This window comes from Phycicoccus ginsengisoli (genome assembly GCF_054779295.1).
In genome coordinates, this window is record NZ_BAAGYN010000001.1 from 324,996 (window position 1) to 347,269 (window position 22,274).

Genomic DNA, 22,274 nt, shown 5'->3' on the forward strand with positions numbered 1-22,274 from the left:
TACCCGCGAGGTGGTCGGTGCCCGGCCGGGGACGTGCCGGACGGGCGCGCCCCCATCGCTGGTTAGGCTCTGCGCGTGGCCACCCTGAACGAGGTCCTCTCCTCCGCGACCGACCTCGCCCCCCACGAGGTGGAGTGGCTGCAGCTGCTGGTGGGGGACTGGCAGCTGATCTCCGACCTGTCCTTCGCCGACCTCGTGCTGTGGGTGCCGGGCGGCCTGGAGGGCTGGCTCGCGGTGGCGCACGTGCGGCCCACCACCGGGCAGATGGTCTTCTTCGAGGACGTCGTCGGGCGCCGGACCCACCGGGGCCGGCAGTCCCTGCTCGACCAGGCCTACCTCGACCGGCGGATCGTGCGGCAGAAGGACCCGATCTTCCGCGACGACATGCCCGTGCGCGAGGAGGCCATCCCCGTCGTCAAGGACGGCCGCGCGCTGGCCGTCATCACGCGCCACACCAACCTCGCCGCCATGCGCACGCCGAGCCGGCTGGAGCTGACCTACCAGGCGCTCGCGGACTCGCTGGCGCGGATGATCGCGGCGGGGGAGTTCCCGAACGTGTCGGCGCCGACGGGGCAGCGGCGTGGCGCCCCCCGCGTCGGAGACGGCGTGATCCGGTTGGACGTCAACGGGATCGTCACCTACGCCAGCCCCAACGCGCTGTCGGCCGTGCACCGCCTCGGGCACGTCGGGGACGTCATCGGGGAGCTGCTGGCGAAGGTCGTCGCCGACCTGTTGCGCGACGAGTCGCCGGTCGACGAGTCCCTGGCCGTGGTCGTCACCGGCCGGGCCCCGTGGCGCACCGAGGTGACCAGCCGTGGCGTCAGCGTCTCGATGCGCGCGATCCCCCTCACCGAGGGGGGCCACCGGGTCGGGGCGCTGCTGCTGCTGCGCGACGTGTCCGAGCTGCGCCGGCGCGAGCAGGAGCTGATGACCAAGGACGCGACGATCCGCGAGATCCACCACCGGGTGAAGAACAACCTGCAGACGGTGGCGGCGCTGCTGCGGCTGCAGGCCCGGCGCCTGCCGGCGGGGGAGGCCGGGCGGGTGGCCCTGGAGGAGGCGGTGCGCCGCGTGGGCGTGATCGCCCTGGTGCACGAGACGTTGAGCCAGGGCTTCGACGAGACGGTCGACTTCGACGACATCGCCGTGCGCGGACTGCAGGCGATCACGGAGGTCGCCAAGGCCGAGGAGCCGATCACCTCCCGGGTGGAGGGCGCCTTCGGCATGGTCCGCGCCGAGGACGCCACGGCGATGGCGATGGTGCTCTCCGAGCTGGTGCAGAACGCGGTGGAGCACGGACTGGCCCCCAGCGGTGGGGGGACCATCACGATCGAGGCGCGTCGGGCCACCGACGGCAAGGGCGAGGACCTGCTCACCGTGACGATCACCGACGACGGGATCGGGCTGCCCGAGGGGTTCCGCCCCGGTGGTTCGGGCCTGGGCACCCAGATCGTCACGTCGCTGGTCCAGGACCTGCGGGGCCGGATCGTCTGGGAGCCTGCGCAGCCCCGCGGGACGCGGGTGCGGCTGGTGGCCCGGTTGCGTCCCCTGGGGCGGGAGCCGGGCTGAGACCGGGCGGGCCGGCGGTCCGCGCCGCGAGTGCGCGGACAGTGCCTCGGTGCGCACTCGGCGCCGCGAGGGCGTGGTCAGTGCGGCGAGTGGGGTATCACTGTCGCGAGGGGGACCAGTGTCGCGAGTGCGCGGTCAGCCCGCGCGACGAGCCCGCGCGTTGCGCCGCTTGAGGGCGCGGCGCTCGTCCTCGGACAGGCCGCCCCAGACGCCGGCGTCCTGGCCGGACTCCAGCGCCCACTTCAGGCAGGTGTCGATGACCTCACACCGACGGCAGACGGCCTTGGCCTCCTCGATCTGGAGGATGGCCGGGCCGGTGTTCCCGATCGGGAAGAACAGCTCGGGGTCCTCGTCGAGGCAGGCAGCGCGGTCGCGCCAGTCCATGAAGATCGTGCTCCTTGTGATGCGGGGGGCGTAGCGGGTCCCGGGCGCGCGGCCCAGGGTGCGGACCACACGGCACGGGCGCTTCGTTGCGGGGTGTGCAGGGGTCGTGCTCGCCGTCGCCGACGGTGTTGCGTTCCGGTTCGGCGCAGGCAGGAAAACGCGTGCGGGGTTCATTGTGGTGGTGCGGGGGCACCTGTGCCAACGGCAACTCCGACGTTTCTGTTCCAGCCTCACAGATGGAGCGGCATTTGTGGAGGGTTGCCGGGATGTAACCGTCATGTGTCGATGAGGTATTGCTCACATCGCGGACGCGAAGGGCGCTCCACCTGGTGCGTGCGCACCAGAGGGGAGCCGGTGAGGTCATAGCCTGAGCCGCGTGAGCGACGTCCCCCCTGCACTGCCGCCGGTGTCGGCCCCCTCCCGCCACGACCCCTTCCGCCTCCTGGCGGCGGCGCTCTGCGGGCTGCACGCGCTGGTCCTGCTGGGGTTCTGCGGCTTCTACCTCTGGGAGCTCGCGCAGGGCGCGGGGAACGACCCCACCCGGGTCGTGATGTCGGTCGTGCTGATCGCCGTGTTCGCGGTGCTGCTGCTGGTCCTGGCCAGCGCCTGGCTCCGGGGCGCGAACTGGCCCAACACCCCCACGATCGTCTGGAACCTGCTGCTGCTGCCCGTCGCGTGGTCGCTGTTCCAGGCGGGGCGGGCCGAGGTGGCGCTCGCGCTGGCCGTCGTGGCGGTCCTGGGCGTGCTGGCCGCCGCGCGTGCCGACACCGCGGACCGCGCGGCCTGACCTTTCGCGCCGGGTGCCTCCGGGCCGGCGTGGGCACCGCTCGGCGCCTGGCTGCCGGTCAGCGCATGTGGGCCGAGAAGATCCACCGGGCCTCGATGGGGAACGGGCTGGCGTACCGCTCGCCGAGCAGGCCCGCCCAGGCCGCCACAGGACGCGCCAGGCGCACGAGGACGACGACGAGGGTGAGGATCGCGAGGAGCACGGCCCACACGAACAGCCGGTCCTGCCAGACCGCCGCGGTGTTGTAGTAGGCCGGGTCGTCGAAGGCGCCGGCCCGCCAGGAGACCGGGCGGCCCGAACCGCTCCCGCTGGAGCTCAGCAGGGCGCCGGTGGCTGCGAGGCGGGTCTCGCCGCCGCGGCTGACGACCAGGTCCTCCCCGCGCCAGGCCAGTCCGTCGACCTTGACGGTCCGCAGCGGCACGGCGCGACCGGGCTCGACCCGCTCGTCGGTGAGCGTCGCCATCGGCCAGGTGAGCACGGTCGAACCGCCCCGCAGGCCGTCCCGCGAGTCGCCGTCGACGTCGACGCCCAGCGCCAGCGTGCTGCCCGCCGGAGACACCGATGCGACCGTCGACTCCAGGTAGTCCAGGGAGGCGCCGGCAGGCAGCGTGAGGGTGCCGAGCGGGTCCCAGCTGCCGCTGCCCAGGGTCCAGGCGAAGGCCAGCAGGCGCGTCACGCCCGGGCTGTCGGCCCTCGGCTGGGCAGGGACGAGGACCAGGACCCGCGTCGACCCCAGCCAGGTGACGGGCGCCGCGAAGAGCCGTTCTTCGGCGCCGGCGGGCAGGGCAGGAGCCGCCGCCAGCGAACCGTCGGCGCTGCCCACGAACAGGCGGGTCGGGCTGCCGTCGGGCGCCTCCGACAGGACCGCCACGTGCCGGGAGTCCGCGGACCAGGACGTCGCCCCGCGGCTGCCGGTGGAGGCGCCCGGGACGGCGGCGAACCTGCGGACCGTCCCGGCGAGGGTGTCGACCACGGACCAGCCGTCACTGACGCGGCGACCGTCGGGCGACAGCGCCATCGTGGTGCGGCGACCCCGTGCGTCCGGGACCCGCCATGAGCGCCCGGTGTCGTCGACGGCATACACCGCTTGGTCGTCGAGGAACGCGGCGCTCATCGGGCGGTGGGCGTCGAGCACGGACGGGGCGAAGTGCGGCTGGGGGATGACGGAGGGGTACGTGCGTGCCCGGCTCGGGCTCGTGCCGGCCGGGACCGCGCTGCCCTGCCACGTGCCCGGGGCCAGGACGAGGGCGACGACCGCCGCGACCACGGCGACCACGGCCGTGGTGCGCAGTGCCGACCACAGCCGCCGCCGGCGACCGGCACGCCACAGGTCGGTGGTGTCGGGGCCGCGACCGGGGTCGAGGTCGCCGACGAGGGTGGCCAGCTCCTGGCCCAGGGTGGTGCTCATCGGCCGACCTCCTGGCGTCCGAAGGTGTCCGCGAGCTCGGGGGCGAGCTCACGCAGGCGACCCAGCGCGTGCCGGGTCTGGGACTTCACGGTGTTGACGGAGCACCCGAGGATGCGAGCCGACTCCACCTCGCTGCGGTCCTCGTAGAACCGGAGCACGAGGACGGCCCGCTGCCTCGGGGTGAGGCGGCGCAGGGCCGCCTCCAGGGTCACCCGCGTGTCGGTGGCCGCGGCCGTGTCCGGGCTGCTCGACCGCCACCCGACGTGCTCGCTGGCGGTCGGCTCCCGGCGGGTGCGGCGCCAGGTGTCGACCGAGCGGGTGTAGAGGATGCGCCGGACGTAGGCGTCCGGGGAGTCGGCCTCGGCGATGACGGTCCACCGCTGGGCGGCCCGGGCGAGCGCGTCCTGGACGAGGTCCTCCGCGGCGTGCCGGTCACCGGTGAGCAGGGTGGCGGTGCGCAGCAGGGGCAGCCAGCGGGCTCGCGCGTAGTCGTCGAAGTCCTCGAAGCCGCCCATCAGCCCCTCCCTGCCGCCCGGTCGCCGTCCACACCATCCAAGACGGTTCTCGACGCGGGTTGGGGTGGAACCCCGCGATCAGCGTCTCCGCGGCCGGCCGGGCCCGGGGTCCGCGACCTGCACCGGGGTGGGGCCGCCGCGGGTCACCAGGACCCCCCGACCGGGCGGCCAGGCGCCGCCCGGGGGCAGGCGCACGCCCAGAAGGTCCGCCTCGAGGGTGCCGCAGCGACCCAGCAGCAGACCAGTGCGGTGCCGTGCGACCTCGACGGCCGGGCCCCGGTACTGCCCCGCGAGCGCGGTCGCGTCCGCCCCGCAGACGACGAGGCCGCCGTCCCGGTCCACCAGTCCGCAGATCTCGCGGAGCACGGGGTCCAGGGGCGTGTCGACCAGGGTGTCGGCGTCGTCGACGAGCAGGACCAGCCCGGGGGCTGCCTGCCGCAGCTCGACGAGGCGCCGCGGGTCGAGCGGGTCGCACCAGGTGACGCCGTCGGGTGGCTCGACGCCGCGGGGACCGCCCACCAGGGCGACCTCGTGGCCACCGGCGGCGGCCCTGGCCGCGAGGAGCCGCAGGGCGGTGCTGACGCCGCTGCGTGGGGCGCCGCACACGAGCCAGCGGCGGCCGTCGGTGGACGGGTCGAGGGACAGGACTGCACCGTCGTCGCCGCCGCGGCCCAGGTGGATCGGGCGGGCGCCGGGCCTCCCCAGCTCGGTCACCTCGACCCGCGTGGGCACCGGGGCCACCCGCAGGGGTGGGCGCCCCGGCGAGCCCGGCACGTCGGCGGCAGGGCGCCACGGGGGCGGCCCGGCCAGCTGGACCTCCGTGCCGTCCGCGAGGACGCCCCGTCCCGGGGGCTGGTGGGCGGGCAGGGCCCGAGGGCTGAGCCCGAGGAGGAGCACGTCGGCCGCGTCGGACTGGCGCAGCAGCACCCGGTGGGACAGCGCCGCGGCAGCGCGACCCGTGAGCAGTCCCCGGCCGCCGGCCACCCCGGCGGTCAGCCCGAGTCCTTCTCCCTCACGCACGAGCGCGAGCAGCCGGTCGGTCAGTGTCCCGAGGGCCGGCTCGTCCGCGCGTCCCTGGAGCAGGTCCCAGTCGTCGACGAGCAGCAGCACCAGCGGCGGGGCGCCGAGGTCCTGCGCGCGCCAGGCCGCCATCGTCGGCAGCCCGGACGAGGCCAGCGACGCCCGGCGTCGACCCAGCTCCTCGGTGAGCCGGTCGAGGAGCCGGTGCAGCCTGGGCAGGTCGTCCCAGGTGACGTGCGCGCCGCAGTGCGGCAGGTCGGACACGGGGCTGAGCGAGCCACCGCTCACGGCATAGAGGTGCAGCGCCGAGGGCGGCATCGCCGCGGTGGCGACGGAGGCGAGCCCGAGGAGCGCGCTGGTCCGCCCGCTGCCGCTCGCGCCCACGAAGGACCAGTGGCCGGGCGCGCCGAGGTCCACGACGAACGGTTCCTGCACCTGGCGGGCGGGCCGGTCGGCCAGGCCCAGCGCCAGCGTGCCCGCGCCGGCTCCCTGGGGGCGCCCGGCTGAGGGGACGCAGTCGGGCAACGGTGGCAACCACACGCCGCGGGGGGCAGGCACGTCGAGCTGCGCGGCGGCGTCGCGGGCGTACTGCACCAGGGCCGCCAGCTCGGTGTCGGCCCGGGTGGATGCGGCGTCCTCGTGCCCTGCCTCCGGGGCGTCCGTCTCGCGTCCGCCGGGGTGGCGGACGACCGGGCGCCCGTGCCGCAGGCCTCGGACCCGCACGCCGGACGACGCCGGCGCCGGTGGCGGACCTGCGACGTGCGCGGCCTGGAACTCGACCGGCGGGGCGCCGGCGATCGAGCACAGGGCGCGCCCCGGCGTGGTGGGTGCGATCCGGGCCGCGTCGGGGGTGCCGACGATGTCGTCGGACTCGGCCGGGTCGCGCACCCGCAGGGCGATGCGCAGGTTGACGTTCGCCTTGATGTCCGCGGTCACCACCCCGGCCGGACGCTGGGTGGCGAGGACGACGTGGACGCCGAGGGACCGTCCGAGCGCCGCGAACCGCACCATGCCGTCGACGAAGGCCGGCAGCTCGTCGGCCAGGGCGCGGAACTCGTCCACCACCACGACCAGCCGGGCCAGCGACTCCCGTTGGGAGGCCGGATGCCGTTGGTATGCCGCGAAGTCCGGCACCCCGACCGCCCGCAGCACCCGCTCGCGGCGCTTGAGCTCGGCCGTCAGGGAGACCAGGGCTCGATCGGCCAGGTGCTCGTCGAGGTCGGTGACGACGCCGCTGACGTGCGGCAGGCCGGCACACTCCCGGAAGGCGGCGCCGCCCTTGTAGTCCACGAGCACGAAGGAGAGCCGGTCGGGTCGGTGGTGCAGTGCCAGCGAGGCGACGAGGGTGCGCAGGAGCTCGGACTTGCCGGCGCCCGTCGTGCCGCCGACGAGCACGTGCGGCCCGTCGGCGGCGAGGTCCAGGACCATCGGGCCGTCCGGTCCCGCGCCGACGGGCACCGCGGTGCACGCCGGCACCTCGGTCCACCGGTCGGCGAGGGCGCGGGCGTCGGTGACCGTCCACCCCAGCGCCGCGGCGAGGCCCAAGCGCTCGGGCAGGGCGCGGCCGCAGCTCGCGGGGGTGGCGTCGCGCAGCGGGGCGAGGCCGCGGCTCAGCCGGTCGGCCCACCAGCCACCGACCCGGTCGACGGCGAGCCGCTCGTGCGTGCTCCCGGCCAGCACCAGGCGTGGGACGGCAGGCGGCTCCAGGTCGAGCACCGCACCGCACGCCGCGGGCAGGGCACCGTGCCGGTCGGCGAGCGCCAGCCCCAGCACGCCGGCGGTGCCCCCGTCGGCCAGCACCTCCGCCAGGCCGGGCACGTCCTCGAGCCGCGTGCCGTCCACGACGAGGACGGTCCAGGGCTCCTGCCCCTCCGCGCCAGCGGCCGGTCGCGCCTGCGGCCCGGCGCGCGGCCCGCCGAGGCGCTCGACGACGCCGGCCGCCTCGACCGGGCCGACGGCGAGGGCGCCGGCGCGCAGGCCGCCGTCCTCGCCGCGGGAGTGCGGCAGGCGCAGCAGCCACGCCCAGTCGTCGACCCGTTCCTCGCAGGTGAGCAGCACCAGCTGCACGTCGGCCGGGGAGTGGGCCGTCACCACCTGTCCCAGCACCGACCGGGCGGCGCCCAGGACGTCCGCGCGCGCCCCGCACACGCCGAGCGTGCCCACCCGGGGCCACGGCACGACGCAGGGAACGCCCTCCAGGCTCACGTGCTCCGGCCCCGCGTCCCCGGGTGGGCGGATCACCCGCGTCGTCGAGGGCCGGTCACAGGTGCCGACCGCGACGAGGAGCGCGTCGGGGTCGTGCCGCTGCCGCTCCCAGAGGCGGGACGTCGGCCCGCACGCGGCAGCCAGGACCGCAGCGGGATCGGGGTGCGCGCGACGGAGGCCGTCAGACTCCGCCGTGGCGGCCTGCGCCACCCGGGCCCTGGCCTCCGCGAGGCGGCGGGCGTACTCGGCGGACTCCACCGCATACCGGCGGCGGGAACCGAACCGGTCGCCCAGGGCGGTGCCGGCCATCACGACGGGACCCATGACCGCGAAGGCCAGCATCAGCGGGCCGAAGAACACGGCCATCACCGCAGCGAACGGGATGGGAAGGAGCATCGCGGCCCAGGGCACGCGGGTGCGCCGCGGCTCCTGCGGTGGCGCGGGCAGGGCGATCGCCGTCGGTGCCGGCGGGTCGAGCACGCGGGGACGGCGGTTGACCGCGGTGGTGCCATCGCTGCGGGCGGCGGTGGTCGCGGGGACCTCGGTGGGGGCGCCCAGCTGCAGGCTCGTGGACCCGACGCGGACGAGCGCGTCTGCCCGCACCCGGCGGGGTGACCCCCCGACCCGCTCGCCGTCGAGGTGCGTGCCGTTGGTCGAGCCCAGGTCGGCGACGTGCACGCCGTCCGTCGTGACCAGCAGGCGGGCGTGCACCCGCGAAAGGCGCGGGTCGGCGAGGCACACGTCCGCCTCCGGGGAGCGCCCGAGCGTGTGGGTGCCGGGCGTCAGCTCGAGCACGCGCCCGGCGTCGGGGCCGTGGACGACCCGGACCTGGACGGGCGTACGGGGCCGCCCGGTGCGTCGCGGCGCAGGGGGCGGGCCCAGGGTCAGGGCTGCCCCGTCGACCAGGGGTGGGGTGCCGAGGAGCACCTCGCCGGCGACCACGCGCTGCCGGGACGACAGCACCGCGCCCGGGGCGTCCAGATGGCTCGACAGGGCGGCCGTGAGCTCGGCGGCAGTCCGACCGATGGCCGCCTCGACCTCGACCTCGTGGGTCATGGGCGCGCCGCCGGGCCCGGGTGTCGACACGGTGAGCTGCAGGCGCATGCGGCGAACCTAGGTGGGTAGGAAGGAGCGATCGGTCGTCCCTCCACCGCCTGTGCACGAAGGCGCTGCTCGCCCGCCGGAAGGCGTACGCTGGCCGGCGCCCGACCGGGAGCCACACACCAGGCTGGGCCCCCGGGTGGCAGGCCGGCGGTGCGCGCCGCTCAGACCCGGATGCGGGCGTCCGAGGCCTCGAGCAGGAGCGGGTCGGTCGTCGCCACGAGTACGCAGGCACCGGCTGCGGCTGCCTCCCGGAGGGCAGCGGCGACGAGTCCTGCACTGACCGGGTCGAGCTCGCTCGTGGGCTCCTCGAGGACCAGCCCTCGAGGCCGCGGGGCCAGGGCCCGCGCGAGCGCGGTGCGCTGGTGCTGGCCACCGGAGAGCTGCTCGACGGGGTGGTGCCAGCTGTCCTCGTGCAGCCCGAGGGCGCGGAGCTGGTCCTGGGCCGCCTGCCAGTGGCCGTCGGTGGCCGTCCTGCGTCCGGCCCGGCGTGCCCCGCGTCCCCGGCGCGGCTCGCGCGCCCGGCGCGTGGCCTCCCGCGCGAGCAGGCCGACGACGACGTTCTCGACCGCGGTGAGGGTGCCCACGAGGGCGTGGTCGGCGCCCAGGTATCCGACCGGTTCCGCCGCGGCGCCGGTCCCGACGAGACTGCCGTCGAGCTCCACCGTGCCGCGGGCGAGCCGGACGCGACCGGCTACCCCCGCGAGCGTGTCCGACAGGGCGGCGGAGCGGCTGGAGAGCGCGACCACCGTGCCTTCCGGGACGTCGAGGCACAGGGACCCGGCCGGCCGGCCCGCGGCGTCGAGCAGTGGCACGCCGCGCACCCGCAGGCCACCGGTCGCAGGCCTACCGGTACCGGTGCCGCCGGTGCCCGCGCTGCTGGTCACGGTTCCTCCGGCGAGCGGTCCGCGCGGGTGAGGCGCAGCTCGTCCTCGCCCACCGGCTCGATCCGGACCCGGGAGCCCGGCGGCCACCGGCCGACCAGGTCGTCGGGCAGGGGCACCGACCCGTCCGCCCCCACGACGGCATACGGCTGCTCGCGCACCCCCTCGGACGCGATGCGCCCGTCGCGCATCCGCACCATCCGCTCCATCCGGCCGGCCACGGCCTCGTCGTGCGTCACCATGAGCACCGTGGTCCCCACCGTGGCCTCGACGAACGCGTCGAGCAGGGCGTCGCGGTCGGTCGGGGCGAGCAGGTGGGTCGGCTCGTCGACGAGCAGCAGCGGAGGACGGCGGCTCAGGGCCACCGCCAGCGCGACCGACTGGCGGCCCGAGGGGCTGAGCCGGCCGACCGGTCGTCGCTCGTCCACGAGGCCCACGAGCGAGAGGACGTGCTCAGCTGCCTGCGACTGCTGTCCGGCGACGTGGCGGACGTTCTCGAGCGGGTCGGCGTAGGGCAGCAGGTTGCCGTTGACGCCCTGGAGCATGAGCCCCGCCGTGTGCCGACGGTAGCCCCGCAGCTGCTGCTCCCCCGCGCGCGTTACCTCGAGCTCGTCCACGACCACCCTGCCGGCGGAGGGGCGCAGGAGTCCGGCGACGACCGCGAGCAGGGTGGACTTGCCCGACCCGGACGGGCCGAGCAGGGCGATGCGCTCCCCGGGGGCCAGGGCCAGGTCGGCACCGCGCAGCGCGGCGACGTCCGAGCCCTCGACGCGGTACACGTGCACGAGGCCCGTGCAGCGCACGGCGGCGCCGGGGCTCATCGGCGCCCCGACCGGTCACGGGTCTCGGTCAGCGCGAGGGCACCCGCCACGAGCACCAGCACCAGCACCACCACGGTGGTCCCGAGCACCACCACCAGGGGCAGCCACGACAGCGTGAGGTCGAGCGGTGGGCCGGCCGCGGCCAGGTCGACGACGGGCAGGCGGACGGCGGCGAGGGATGCCGCCAGCCATCCTGCCCCCGCACCCAGCGCGGCGCCGAGCACAGGGGGCAGGGCGATCTCGACCCGGGCCAGCCGCCGCAGCTGCGCGCGGGGGACGCCGGCCGCCCCCAGCGCGATCCAGTCCGCCTGCCGCCTCGAGGCCCCTGCTACGCGGCCGGCGACCACCGTGAGCAGCGCCAGCACGAGTGCGACGGCGCCCATCGCCGCCGCCAGCCGGGACCCGAGGGCGGCCGGCGAGCGCAGGAGCCGGTCACGCTCGGTGGCCAGGAGCTCGCGCCCCTCGACGACGACGCCGGCGCGCACCAGCCGGTCGACGACCGCGGGGGAGGCCCCGGCCGCCAGCCACACCTGCGGCTCGGCCTGGTCCAGCGACGGGTCGCTGAGGGCCGAGGCGCGCTCGGGGTCCACGAGGACGCCGTCCCCGAGGGCACGGGGAAGGACCGAGGCCCGGCCGCGCAGCGCGAGCAGCTGGGACTGCCCGTCCAGCCCGGTGCCGGCCACCGCGTCCGGGATGCCGGCGAACCGCTGGGTCTCGGTGCGGGGTCCCACCACGGCGGGCAGGGGGTCCGCGGCGTCGGGCGGCAGGAGCATTACCGGTCGGTCACCGACGTCGTCGGTGACCTGGACCTCCAACCCGGTGCTGCCCGCCGAGGCGCTGAGCGGGGTGGACGGGGTGGGGTCGGTGAGGTCTCCGACGCGGGGGTGCCAGGTGGCGCCGTACAGCGCCCCGTGGACGTTCGCCGGGACCTGCCCGTCCACCTCGAGGCCGGTCAGGACGAAGGATGCGGTGTAGGCCGTCTGCGCGTCACCGGTGACCGTCAGGCTCGCCAGCCGGCAGCCGTCCCGGCAGGGGAGCCTCGCGGTGAACCGTCCGTCCGGCCGGTCGAGCGGGCCGAGGGCGACCGTCTGCCACCGTCCGGGCGACTCGACGACCAGGCTGAGGCGCGGGTGCGGCACGGTGACGCCGGCGCCGGAGACGGCCGCCACCACGTTGGCCCCGGCGACCGTGAGGACGAGGCGGGAGCCGTGCAGGACGACGGGGCGGTCCGGGGCTGCCGGCGAGCGCGGTGGCCACGTCCGGGACCCCCGACCAGCGCGGCCGCCACGAGCTCACGGACATGAGCCGTGCCGAGTCCACTGCGACGAGGCGCGAGGTCGAGCCGTCCGCGCTCGCGGCGCGTTCCCGGACCGCCATCGCCGACCGCCCAGCAGGGTCGGCCGCCCGGACGAGGTCGACGAGGGACGTCCCTGCCGGCAGGCGGATGTGGAGCACCGTCGCAGCGCCGACGGTGGCGTCGGCGCGCAGCGACTCGTTGCGCTGGGACAGCACCGGCAGCTGGGTCGCGAACACGGCCAGCGCGACCCCGACCGCCACGACGACGGCCGGCACCAGCGCCGAGGGCACCCGCGCCGCGTGCCGTCCGACCACGAGGGCGCCGAGGCCGCGGGGCGGCCGTCCGGTGGCCCGCCGGACGAGCTGCACGGCGACCCGGGTGGCGAGGACGCCCAGCGCGACGGCCAGCACCGCGGGCGCGGCCAACCCGAGCTGAGGGCCCGAGCCCGACAGCACGCCACCGGTCACGAGCTGGTACACCGAGAGCGCTGCGACCGTGAGGACGAGCACCTGGGCGCCGACGACGACCGGGCCGTCGACCGACGCCTCGGACCGCTCGTGAAGCTGCTCGGCCAGCGGGCGGCGCAGCGAGGGCAGGGACGCGGCGACGACGGCCACGAGGCTGCCGGCGGCGCAGGCGCCGGCCGCCAGTAGCACCGGCGGCCGGCCCGGCTCGACCGCGACCCCGCTGCCCAGGACGGCCCGGACGACCCACGAGCTCACCGCCAGGGCGCCGACGCCGCCGAGCAGCAGGCCCAGGCCCACCGGGACCAGCGTCTCGGGGAACACCGCGGCCGCCCACCGGCGCCACCCCAGCCCGCGCAGCCTCCCCACCGCCCACTCGGGTGCGCGCGTCCGGGCGATGCGGGCCATCACGGCGGCCGCGGCGAGCAGGGCGAGCACGAAGGCCTGCAGGGACGTCACCGAGACGAGGACCTCTGCCTCCCGGGCCTGTCGGGTGGAGTCGTCGAGGACGCCGAGCAGCGGGCTCTCGACGAGCAGCTGGCGCTGCTGGCCCAGGGCCGCCGACCGCAGCCCGGCGACGAGGGCGCGGACCGGCGCGGCGTCCTCCACCCCGAGAGGGCGCGCGAGGCGCAGGCTCCCGGCGACGGTGACCGGCACTGCCAGCCGAGCGAGCTGGGCGGGGCTCACGACGAGGGAGTCGCCGGTGACGGCGGCATACGTCGCCTGCGGCGTGCCGGCGGGCGTGACCACCTCCGGTGCCGTGCGGGCGAGGTCGTACGTGCCCACCACGGTCCAGCGGACCGTGGTGGTGTCGGGGAGGACCACGGTGACGACGGCTGCCTCGTTGGCACCGTCGGTCAGACGGTGCGCGGCGGCGTCCCGGGTGCTGAGCAGCACCACGCCGGCCCCGGCGGGGCAGCGGCCGCCGACCACCGCGAAGTCGTCGCAGCCGGTGCCGGCGGAGCTGACCCGGGACGAGCTGAGGGCTCGGGTCGGTCCGGCCGCCCACCGCAGGGTGGACTCGCTCTGCGCGGAGAGGACCAGGGGGCGCCACAGGCGCCGGCCGGGAGTGCCGCCGCTGCCGGTGCTCGCACCCCCGTCCTCCGCGGCCGGGTATGCCGTGGTGACGGCGGTGCGCACGGCCTGGACACCCTGGCCCGTCGGGGCGGCGGTGCTGAGGTAGGTGGACACCCGGACGGAGCGGTCCGCGGCCGGAGCGGCCGCGACGGCGCTGCGCACGGACGACTGGGTGAGCGCGCGGACGAACAGCGGTCCGAGGGTGCAGGCCGTCATGGCGCTCGCCACGAGCACCGTGACGGCGAGGGCCGCGACCGGCCTGGCGCGCAGGCCACGGACGAACAGCGGTGTGCGCCCGTCGCGTCCCCACGATCTCGCCATGTCGTCCTCGTCCGCCCCGGCGACCCCCCGGTGCTGCGCCGACCAGTCGTCCGCCAGCGTAGACCGCCCGGTGCCGGGAGGTCCTGTGGACGACCTCGGGCGGTCCGCGGTGATCCGTCCTACCATGCGGCGTACGTCCGGAAGGCCCGATAGGCGGGTCTGCGCCAGGGGGTGGCGCGGTGGCCGGACGGCGAAGGGGGAGCACGTGGTGGATGCCGTCGCCACCGTCGAGTCCGAGGTCCGTGAGCTGATCCGCCGCTCCGGCCTCGACCCTGCCCGGGACACGCGCGAGCTCGACCGGCTCGTGCGCGAGGCCGTGGCCGACTACGACGAGCGTTCGCTGCACGGCGGGCTGCCCTCCCTGGCCAACGTCGAGGACGCGGTCAAGTCGGTCCTCGACGCGGTGGCCGGTTACGGCCCCCTCCAGCCGTACTTCGACGACCCGCAGGTCGAGGAGATCTGGATCAACGAGCCGACCAAGGTCTTCATCGCCCGAGGGGGCGTGGCGGTGCTGACGACGACCATCCTCACGCCGGACCTCGTCCAGGACCTCGTCGAGCGGATGCTCAAGACCAGTGGCCGTCGGGTCGACCTGTCGAGCCCGTTCGTCGACGCCGTCCTGCCCGACGGCTCGCGCCTGCACGTCGTCATCCCCGACATCACCCGCCGGCACTGGTCGGTCAACATCCGCAAGTTCGTCGTCCGCGCCAGCCACCTCGACGACCTCGTCGGGCTCGGCACCCTCACCCCGCAGGCCGCCCGCTTCCTCGGCGCCGCCGTCGCGGCGGGGCTGAACATCCTCGTCGCCGGCGGCACCCGAGCCGCGCAAAACCCGGCATAATTGGGAGGTAGCAGCCGCCGACCCGCTGGAGCCAGCCGTGCCCGAGAAGACCGCCGTCCTGTACCTCCGCCAGAGCGTGACTCGGAGGGGCGCCGCCAGCGTCTCGCTCGACGTCCAGGAGCAGAAGTGCCGCCTGTGGGCCGAGAGCCAGGGCTACGCGGTGACCGGCGTCTTCGCGGACCCCGACACGAGCGGCAGCAAGAACGCACCGTCGGAGCGCGCCGGCTGGCGGGCCCTCCGGGCGAGCGAGTTCGACGTCGTGGTGATCTACCGACTCGACCGACTCTCGCGGAACTTCCTCCAGTTCTGGGACACGGTGAAGGACCTGCAGGCCGACGGGCGCACCCTCGCGAGCGTGTCCGAGAGCCTCGACCTCGGGACGGGCCCCGGGAAGATGGTCGCGTCGGTGCTGGCCGTCGTCGCGGAGATGGAGGCCGACGACATCAGTCAGCGCGTCGCGGACTCCCGGCAGCGCCTCATCCGCGACGAGGGCCGTGCGGCTGGCGGTAAGGTGCCCTACGGCTGGCGCAACGTGCCGGTTGACCCCGAGAACCCCCGGGCCGGCAAGGTGCTCGACCAGGACCCCGAGCGAATCGAGTGGGTCCGACGGATGGTCGAGCGGACGCAGGCCGGCCACTCGGTGTACTCGACGGCGCGGTGGCTCACCGAGCAGGGCGCGCCGACCCCGGCGGGCCGGAGCGCGACGTTCCAGCCCTCGACCGTGGAGCGCATCCTGCGGCACCCGGTGCTCGCCGGCATGACCCCATGGAACCCGGGCCGGGTGGGGGAGAGGACGCGGGGCGCCGACGTCCTGCGCGACAGCTCCGGCCTGCCCAAGGTCAACAAGGAGCTGGCGGTCATGTCGGTGGCCGACTGGCGCGAGATGGTCGCGGCGCTGGACCGGCGGGACAGCCCGCAGGCCCGGGCTCGGTCCCTGTGCGCGACCACTTCGGCACTGCTCTCCGGGCTCGTCCTGTGCGGCGAGCACGACGAGCCCGCCCGCATGTGGCGCGGCACGACGCAGGCACGCCCCGGGTACTCGTGCCCGGTTCAGGGGTGCGGACAGACGATCACCAACTTCGAGGACGCGGTCATCGAGGAGTTCCTCCGCGTCAAGGGCGCGGACGTGCGGTGGCGGGTCGTGCGGGAGGTCCGCACAGGCGGCGCGGCGGCCCTGCCCGAGATTGAGGCCCGCCTGGACGAGCTGGACGACCTGATCCGGCGCGCGCCGGACCGCGCCGCCCGGATGGAGCTCCAAGGGCAGCAGGCGAACCTGCTCGACCTCCGCGACGAGAAGCGCGCCGAGGCGCCAGCGGTGACATACCGGCAGGAGGGGCCGACCCGCACGTTCGCTGAGGACTGGGCCGACGCCAAGACGGTCGAGGAGCGCCGGGTCGTCCTCGACGGCGCGCTCGCAGGCATCACGGTCCGGCGCGGCCGGCCCGGCCGACGCACCCGCGAGGCGCTGATGGCGCGGCTGACGATCGACTGGCGGGAGACCTACGGGCGGTCGTTGGGGCCGCCGGACGACGAGACGCTCGCGCGCTGGGCCGAGGAGGACGAGCGGCTACACGGGCGCGTGACCGTTCCCGTCAAAGCCCGCCTGCACCATCCGGCCCCAACACTGGGAGAAGCGCCTGCACGGCGTTCCTAAGGCAGTGCCAGCGCCGGAAGGGCGTACCGCGGTCCGGTCTCCGCGCGCGTGAGCTGGCCTAACGCGGGAGGGAATGAACTACACACGTGTAGGTCGTATGCGGAGGAACGCATACGCCATTTTCGAATGCGACTTGACACGGCGTATGGCGTACCTCATTCTCGGAGAGACGCACGGGGGTCCCCCTGAGCGTTTCCTACGATTTGGCCTAGGAGGCCGAATGAGCACTAACCCCGCCGAGGCGGAACCGAACCCGAACAGCGGCACGGCTCAGGGACTGATCGACTTCCTGACGTGGGTGCTGGACAACGACTACATGAACGCGGCCACCGCCAGTGGTCTGCGCACCGGCGTGAAGAAGGTGCTCGAGGCCGAGCCCGACCTCAGCGCCCTGGACATCCGCCACGCCGACGTGGACGACATCCTGCTGCGCTTCCGCAACCGCAACCGCGGCAAGATGAAGGACAAGTCGGTCGAGGTCTACGAGAGCCGCTTCAAGTCGTCCTGCGACATGTACGTGAAGTGGCTGAACGGCGACAAGGACTGGAACCCCGTGGCCTCGCGCAGTCGGCGCCCGTCGAACGGGGAGAAGCGGGTCAGCAAGCCCCAGCCCTCGCCGGTGGTCGCCCCCCGGGAGGACGACGTGACCCACGTGGCCGCGCAGCCCGGCTTGATCACGTACCCGTTCCCGATCCGGTCCGGCCTGCAGGGCAAGATCACGCTGCCGGAGAACCTGACTCAGCGTGAGGCCGAGCGCATCAGCGCCTTCATCAAGACGCTGGCGTTCGAGGACGAGGTCGTCTACGAGCCGCGCCGCGAGATCGCGTCGGCGGCCTACGAGGAGAGCTAGGTCCCGGGAGTGGTGTGAAAAGGCCCGGCTCCCGAGATGATTCCAGCACCTCGGGGTCCGGGCTCACTCACAGGCTAGCGCTTGTCCTCCGCGAACGGCAGTTCGGCACTCCTTCTCGGGTACCGGGGCGAGGCCGAGACGTCTAGGCTGCCGCGCATGACGTGGGGGGACGGGGTGATGGCCCTGCTGACGGCCGCGAGCGTCGTCGTCGCGGCCCTCGCGCTCGGGCACGCTCGGCGAGCGACGTCGGCAGCCGGGAAGGCGGCGCTGGAGGCCGCCGAGGCCAACCGAATCGCTAAGGAGTCAAACAAGATCGCCGTCGACAGCAACGGCATCGCGGCGCGCGCGGCCCAGGACGCCCGCGACGCCCCAGTCGCCGTGGCGTGGGACGAGCTGGTGGCGGCACTCGCCGCCGTGCAGGCGTTCGACGCCGCCAGCAACGAGGTCGACGTGGGGCCTTACCTGACGGCCCTCCGGACGCGCGCGACCCTGCTGGTGGACAGGGTGCCGTGGGACCACTTCGACGAATGGCTGGCGGCCGAGCAGGTGGCGGGCGTCATGCTCATGCGCGACGCGGCGGAGAGGGGCAACGAGGTGAGAGTGAGGCGTCGGGGCAACCCGCTGAGCCCGGAGGAGGCGCTCGCCCTGAACGAGCACTTCCACCTGTGGGCCGCTGCGTACACGAAGAACCTCAGGCTGGCGCGCAAGACCGGCCCGGCCGGCGTCCCGTTCGGGCGGCTGACGGAGGAGGCGTGGAAGACGATCCGAGGGGTGTGCGTGCGCAACGGCTGGCCCGTGCCGACGGGCACGATTCGGGGGCTGGCCCCGCTGGACGCCTAGTGCTCCCTCCGCTGCCGCCGGGGGGCCTCCGCCTCGTCGGAGTCCGAGTCGGCGAGCAGGAGCAAGGCCTCCTCGTCGGTGTCGCTCATCAACTCGACCACGCCTGGACGTCCCTCGGCGACGTCGGCGCTCGCGATCACGAGGTCGCCGGGAAGGTACCAGCCGCCCTCGACGCGGCGGAGGACGAAGTTCCCTTCTGCCCCAACGACTCTCGCGACCGTACCGGGCGCGGCCGCCTCGAGGGCCGCCTCGAGCGCGTCGAGGTCGGTCGTGTCGAGGTAGCTCACGCGTACACCCCCGTCCCGGCGAGGACGTGCTGCATGGTCGCCTTGGCGACCCCGTAGTCCTTGACCAGGCGGGCGAGGGTGACGCCGTCGCGGTGGCGCTGGCGGGCGACCGCGACCTCGTCGGGCGCCAGGGCCGGCTGCCTGCCCTTGTAGGCGCCCCGGGACTTGGCGAGGGCGATGCCCTCGGCCTGCCGGGTCCTGATCAGGCTGCGCTCCAGCTCGGCGAAGGCGCCCATGACCTGCATGAGGCAGCGCGCGTACGGGTCGCTGCTCTCCGGGTCGAAGACCATGCCCTCCTTGACGAACTCGACCCGCACGCCCCGGGCCGTCAGGTCGTCGACGAGCGCGAGCAGGTCTGTCAGGCTGCGGGCCAGCCGGTCCGCGGAGTAGCAGCGGAGGGTGTCGCCCTCGCGGACGTAGGCGAGACAGGCGGCGAGGCCGGGCCGGTCGCGGTCCTTGCCGCTGGCCCGGTCCTCGAACAGCTTGTCGACCTCGCCGAGGTCCTGCCGGTCGAGGCGCTGGTCGGTGCTGGAAACGCGGCGGTAGCCGACGGTGGCTGTCATGGGTCCGCTCCTTCGGTAGTCGGCCCGGCCGGGCCGTTTGGTTGAACCTTCAACCTTATTTTGCCCAGTTTTCTGGCCGTCCGCTGACCGTTGAAGGGTTTACCCCAGCCAGCCACGACACCGTGACGGGCGCGGCGGGGAGCCGAGCCGGCGGCGCCGGCGGCGGTCGTTCGTTTCGAGTCTCGCCTACCCCAGCTCAGGCCGGTGTCGCGTTTTCGGTGCCCTCCCCGCCCGTTTCGTTCTTCCTGCTTTTGCTGGGAGTGCGACACCGGGGTGGCCTGGGGTAGGCGAGACTCGAAACGAACGACGAGCGCCCCGGGAAGGGTGCGCCCGCCGTTTCCGAGTGTCGCCGGGGTCCCGGCCCGGGGTTTCGCGGGGCGCCCCCGCCCCGGCCCGGGACCCTAGTTGGCCCGGCCTACAGCAGCGCGAGGTCCTCGGCGGACAGCGCCGGCTCGAACCACCACCGTCGGCCGCGCTTGCGCAGGACGAGACCTCCCTCGGTCGGCCGGTCCTGCCAGCGCGCCAGCCACCGGCCCAGCGTCTTGTCGTTCGGCCGGCCGCCGTGCGCCGGGCGGGGGATCACGTCCGCGAGCTCGCCGCCGAACTCGGCCTCCCGGACCGCGTCGCCCGCCGTCCAGGCGCGGGTCCCGAAGAACGCGAAGAGGGCGTCGAGCACGTCGCCGTCGTCCGCGTCCTCGGTTCCCCCGTCCCGCTCGCTGCCGCCGACCGTGCCCTTCACCCCGGCCCAGTCGAGGATCCCCTGCGTGACCTGCGTCCACCGTGTGAAGTCGTCCGAGCGCTCCGGCGCGGGGACCGGTCGGCCGGCCTGGCACCAGCCGACCACCAGCGTCAGGAGGGCCCCGAGCAGCTCCCCGCGGTGCGCCCGCACCCACGGCTTCAGGTCGATCTTGAACCCCGTCCGGGCCTCCGGGTGGGCCATCTTCGCGTCGATGGTCACCCAGCGGACCCGCCGCCGCATGTCACCGCCGAACTGCAGGTTGTTGCCCGTCACGGTCCACACCCGGTCGTTGGCGAGGCTGACCTCGCGTGTCTCCCCCAGCGGCCGGTCGGACCACACGTCGCTCGTGAGCAGCCCGTCGAACCGGGCCGAGCGGAAGACGCCGGAGAGGTTGTCGAAGGTCACGACCGGCGCCGAGGTCTGGTCGAGGATGCTCGTGATCTGCTTGCGCAGCTCCTCGTCCGAGCGGGGCAGCTCGGCCCGGAAGACGCCGCCGTGCAGCTCCCGCATGATCCACGCGAGGTACGACTTGCCGCTGCCCGGCGTCGGCGCCCCGATCGCGGTCAGGGGGTAGGGCGGCGGCACGACCTCGCGGAGGAGGGGCGTCAGCAGGGCCGCGAGGTAGGTCGCGCGGTCGTCCGGCGTCTCGAACGGGAACCCCTCCAGGAGCAGGTCGAGCAGGGCCACCGCCGCGTCCGCCTGGGCCCCGGTGACGTCGCCGCTCGGGACCGGGACCTCCAGCTCGGGGAGCAGCATGACCCCCGTGGCGTCGTGGTAGCCGGGCGTGCTCAGGACGGAGCAGTCGGCGAGCACGACCGGGGTGTGGACCACGGCCCGCAGGGGGCGCGCCCCCTCGACGTACCGGGGCGCGGCCACGAGCAGCCCCGCGACGTCCGCCGGGAGCAGCGCCGAGCGCGGCTCGGGGCCGTGGCCGCCGCGCGGGGTGACGAGCTTGAACAGGTCCGCGTTGTGGGCCATGAACGCCCGGAGCCCGGCCAGGTCGAGCCGGCGGACCTGCGCCGGGCCGTCCTCGTCCTTGCGGTTGTCGGTCAGCGGGACGTAGCCGTCCTCGTCGATCCGGGGCGTGTGGACGAGGCTGTCGTCCCGGCGGAACACGCCCGCCATCGACCCGGTGCCCAGGACCCGGCACGCCTCCTTGTATGCGTCGTCGGGGTTGGTGACGTCGATCGAGAGCTTCGCCCGCGGCCCCGGCCCGGCCGGGGAGAAGTCGTCGGCGGCGTCGCGCCGGCCCCCGTCCCACGGGCGGTCGCGCGTGGCCTCCCCCGGGTCGCGGACGCCCGCCTCCCAGCCGCGGCGGAGCGTGTCGTTTGCCTTGTGTTCGTCGGCCGGCACGCCGATCGCCTCGAAGACGTCCCGCACGGCGTCCTGCAGCGCGTCCTCGGACAGGTCCTCCACCGCGAGGTCCTCGGGGAGGCGGGCCCATAGGCCGCCGAGGAAGTACGCGGCGCCGTTGATCCGGGCGTTGCGCTCGCCGCGCTCGCTCGCGCGCAGCCACCGGAGCATTCCGTCGCGGCGCACGCGTGCCCCGTCCGCCCGGAGGGGCGCGGCGGCGACCGGCTCGGCCGGGGCGGCATCCTTGGTGAGCTCGTCCACCCACCCGGCCGGCAGGTCGGCCGCCGATGCCCAGCCGTCTTGGGGCGCGCCCGGCAGCTCGTCACCGTCGGCGTCGTACCAGTGGTACTCGCGACCGGTGTCGGGGTGGACCGAGGGCCACACGACGGCGTACCGGTGGCCCCACCACACCGTCTGGACGCCTGTCCCGACGTCCTTCCAGCGCAGCCCGGCGGGCACCCGGTAGAAGGCGATCCGGGAGCCGTCGTCGCGGGACGTGCTGTGGAGTGTCGGCGGGAGCCCGCCGAGGTCGATCTCTAGGAACGCGACCGTCTGGTCGCCCCCGTCACGGACGTCCACGTCGATGCCGACCAGGTCCTCCGGCAGGCGGAGCCCGACGTTGCCCTTGGGTCGCTGCGCCGCGAGGTACCGCAGGTCCGCGTCGGTGTCGGCATACACGCCCCGGTGCTTCTCGCCGGTCCAGCCGGCGACCGGCTCGCTCTTTGCCTTGCGCGGCAGGGAGACCGGCCCCATGCCTGCGTCGCGGTAGTGCTCGGCGGCGCGCTCGAACGGCCCCCTCGGGTTCGTGAAGACGCTCACTTGTCGTTCTCCTGCATCTGCTTGTGGTGGCGGCGCAGGTCGGACTCGCCCTCGCGCTCGGGGGACTTCGCGTTCTTCGGGGTGGAGCTCAGGGACGTGACCAGGTGGCCGTCCGGGTCGTAGACCTTGTAGTGGCTGTTGCGGCGCGAGTACACGGCGGTGTACCCCAGCGGCTCCCACCGCTCGCGGAACCACCGCAGGTTCCGGCGGTGCCGGGCGTTCATCGCGCGTCCCGCATGATCAGGCGCACGAGCCGGGCGCGCTGGTCGCCGGTGAGGGGTGGGTCGTCGGCGAGGGCGCGCTCGATGGCGGCCTCGATCTTGGCGGTGGCCAGCGCGGCTCGGGTGGCGTCGATGGCCTCCGGCGTGCCGAGGCGGACGGCTCGGGCGTGCGCCAGCGCGGCGAGGTTGACCTGTGATGTGGACATACGTGCTCCCGTGTCGAAGTGACACGGGAGGCACCTGCCCGAAACCTC

At 75.0% G+C, this 22,274-nt stretch carries 18 protein-coding genes and 1 pseudogene; 6 read left to right on the forward strand and 13 right to left on the reverse strand.

Features of this window, described 5'->3' with window-relative positions; genetic code table 11:
* The first annotated feature begins 75 nt into the window (after window positions 1-75).
* Entirely contained in the window at window positions 76-1,569 is a 1,494-nt protein-coding gene (locus ACYVDO_RS01475) for a sensor histidine kinase (protein WP_460932298.1), read from the forward strand.
* 135 nt (window positions 1,570-1,704) lie between these two features.
* Here ACYVDO_RS01475 and ACYVDO_RS01480 read toward each other — a convergent pair whose 3' ends face one another.
* Entirely contained in the window at window positions 1,705-1,953 is a 249-nt protein-coding gene (locus ACYVDO_RS01480; RefSeq protein ID WP_460932300.1) for a WhiB family transcriptional regulator, read from the reverse strand.
* Between the two features lie 376 nt (window positions 1,954-2,329).
* Here ACYVDO_RS01480 and ACYVDO_RS01485 point away from each other — a divergent pair, with 376 nt between their 5' ends.
* On the forward strand, window positions 2,330-2,740 hold the full coding sequence (locus ACYVDO_RS01485; protein WP_460932301.1) for a hypothetical protein: 411 nt from the start codon (window positions 2,330-2,332) through the stop codon (window positions 2,738-2,740).
* 58 nt (window positions 2,741-2,798) lie between these two features.
* On the opposite strand, the gene ACYVDO_RS01490 is transcribed toward ACYVDO_RS01485, so the two are convergent.
* From ACYVDO_RS01490 to ACYVDO_RS01520, 7 genes are all read right to left on the reverse strand, one after another.
* Window positions 2,799-4,148, reverse strand: coding sequence for a hypothetical protein (locus ACYVDO_RS01490; RefSeq protein WP_460932303.1), 1,350 nt, complete (start codon window positions 4,146-4,148; stop codon window positions 2,799-2,801).
* Window positions 4,145-4,663: a SigE family RNA polymerase sigma factor gene (locus tag ACYVDO_RS01495; protein WP_460932305.1), complete on the reverse strand. Its 519-nt coding sequence runs from the start codon at window positions 4,661-4,663 to the stop codon at window positions 4,145-4,147. Before ACYVDO_RS01495 ends, ACYVDO_RS01490 begins: the two co-directional genes overlap by 4 nt.
* Window positions 4,664-4,741: 78 nt before the next feature.
* Entirely contained in the window at window positions 4,742-8,992 is a 4,251-nt protein-coding gene (locus ACYVDO_RS01500) for an FtsK/SpoIIIE domain-containing protein (protein WP_460932307.1), read from the reverse strand.
* 161 nt (window positions 8,993-9,153) lie between these two features.
* Complete coding sequence (locus ACYVDO_RS01505; RefSeq protein WP_460932309.1) at window positions 9,154-9,876, reverse strand: ATP-binding cassette domain-containing protein; 723 nt, start codon at window positions 9,874-9,876, stop codon at window positions 9,154-9,156.
* Window positions 9,873-10,694, reverse strand: a complete 822-nt coding sequence (locus ACYVDO_RS01510; protein ID WP_460932311.1) for an ABC transporter ATP-binding protein — start codon at window positions 10,692-10,694, stop codon at window positions 9,873-9,875. Before ACYVDO_RS01510 ends, ACYVDO_RS01505 begins: the two co-directional genes overlap by 4 nt.
* A complete protein-coding gene (locus ACYVDO_RS01515) occupies window positions 10,691-11,467 on the reverse strand; it encodes an FtsX-like permease family protein (RefSeq protein WP_460932668.1) in 777 nt (258 codons plus the stop codon). Before ACYVDO_RS01515 ends, ACYVDO_RS01510 begins: the two co-directional genes overlap by 4 nt.
* Window positions 11,468-11,681: 214 nt before the next feature.
* A complete protein-coding gene (locus tag ACYVDO_RS01520) occupies window positions 11,682-13,853 on the reverse strand; it encodes a hypothetical protein (protein ID WP_460932313.1) in 2,172 nt (723 codons plus the stop codon).
* 208 nt (window positions 13,854-14,061) lie between these two features.
* On the opposite strand from ACYVDO_RS01520, the pseudogene ACYVDO_RS01525 reads away from it, so the two are divergent.
* The 4 genes and pseudogenes from ACYVDO_RS01525 to ACYVDO_RS01540 form a co-directional block, all read left to right on the forward strand.
* Window positions 14,062-14,682 (forward strand): annotated as a pseudogene (locus ACYVDO_RS01525) (ATPase, T2SS/T4P/T4SS family); the annotation flags it as partial.
* 49 nt (window positions 14,683-14,731) lie between these two features.
* Window positions 14,732-16,348 carry a recombinase family protein gene (locus ACYVDO_RS01530; protein WP_460932315.1) on the forward strand — a complete coding sequence of 539 codons (1,617 nt, stop codon included), beginning with the start codon at window positions 14,732-14,734 and terminating at the stop codon, window positions 16,346-16,348.
* Between the two features lie 220 nt (window positions 16,349-16,568).
* Window positions 16,569-17,198 carry a hypothetical protein gene (locus ACYVDO_RS01535; protein WP_460932316.1) on the forward strand — a complete coding sequence of 210 codons (630 nt, stop codon included), beginning with the start codon at window positions 16,569-16,571 and terminating at the stop codon, window positions 17,196-17,198.
* Between the two features lie 156 nt (window positions 17,199-17,354).
* Entirely contained in the window at window positions 17,355-18,038 is a 684-nt protein-coding gene (locus ACYVDO_RS01540) for a hypothetical protein (RefSeq protein ID WP_460932318.1), read from the forward strand.
* Here the strand turns inward: ACYVDO_RS01540 and ACYVDO_RS01545 are convergent.
* The 5 genes from ACYVDO_RS01545 to ACYVDO_RS01565 form a co-directional block, all read right to left on the reverse strand.
* Entirely contained in the window at window positions 18,035-18,325 is a 291-nt protein-coding gene (locus ACYVDO_RS01545; RefSeq protein WP_460932320.1) for a hypothetical protein, read from the reverse strand. The genes ACYVDO_RS01540 and ACYVDO_RS01545 overlap by 4 nt on opposite strands.
* Window positions 18,322-18,888, reverse strand: a complete 567-nt coding sequence (locus ACYVDO_RS01550) for a recombinase family protein (protein WP_460932322.1) — start codon at window positions 18,886-18,888, stop codon at window positions 18,322-18,324. The genes ACYVDO_RS01545 and ACYVDO_RS01550 overlap by 4 nt, the downstream gene beginning before the upstream one ends.
* Before the next feature lie 415 nt (window positions 18,889-19,303).
* Window positions 19,304-21,799, reverse strand: a complete 2,496-nt coding sequence (locus ACYVDO_RS01555) for a bifunctional DNA primase/polymerase (protein WP_460932324.1) — start codon at window positions 21,797-21,799, stop codon at window positions 19,304-19,306.
* Window positions 21,796-22,023 carry a hypothetical protein gene (locus tag ACYVDO_RS01560; RefSeq protein ID WP_460932326.1) on the reverse strand — a complete coding sequence of 76 codons (228 nt, stop codon included), beginning with the start codon at window positions 22,021-22,023 and terminating at the stop codon, window positions 21,796-21,798. Before ACYVDO_RS01560 ends, ACYVDO_RS01555 begins: the two co-directional genes overlap by 4 nt.
* Window positions 22,020-22,226 (reverse strand): hypothetical protein, encoded by a 207-nt coding sequence (locus ACYVDO_RS01565; protein WP_460932328.1) that lies wholly within the window; start codon window positions 22,224-22,226, stop codon window positions 22,020-22,022. Before ACYVDO_RS01565 ends, ACYVDO_RS01560 begins: the two co-directional genes overlap by 4 nt.
* Window positions 22,227-22,274 lie beyond the last annotated feature (48 nt).